We start from the raw sequence: 434 nt of genomic DNA, 5'->3' as shown, positions 1-434 counted from the left end.
TCGTAGGTGCGCACGTCAGCACCCGGCACGTTGGCGCGAACCCACTGCTCGTAGTTGGTGCCCAGGCCGACACCGACTTTCTTGCCGGACAGGTCAGCGGCAGTCTTGATGTTCAGCGCCGACTCTTTGCTTTTCAGCACGAGGGCCTGGATGCCGGACACGGTGTACGGTTCGGAGAAGTCATCCTTCTTCTTGCGCTCGTCGGAGATGGTCACTTGGTTGACCACCAGATCCAGACGCTTGGATTCAAGTGCGGCGAGGATGCCGTCCCATTTGGTCGGCTGGATCTTGGCCTTGACGCCGAGCTTTTGCGCCAGCGCTTCGGACAGCTCCACTTCGAAACCGGACAGCTTGCCGTTCTCGTCGACGTAGCTGAACGGTGGGTAAGTGCCTTCCAGGCCGACGTTGAGCACGCCTTTGTCCTTGATCTGTTG

General features: G+C 59.7%; 1 protein-coding gene. It reads right to left on the bottom strand.

Going from position 1 to position 434, the window contains the following annotated elements; translation table 11 throughout:
* The coding region (locus J5M71_RS28765) for a transporter substrate-binding domain-containing protein (RefSeq protein WP_207839075.1) at positions 1-434 on the bottom strand (434 nt) is incomplete at both ends.

This window comes from Pseudomonas sp. 43(2021) (assembly GCF_017490805.1).
Lineage (GTDB): Bacteria > Pseudomonadota > Gammaproteobacteria > Pseudomonadales > Pseudomonadaceae > Aquipseudomonas.
The sequence above is the reverse complement of the archived record's forward strand: the minus strand, read 5'-3'. Positions and strand labels throughout refer to the sequence as shown.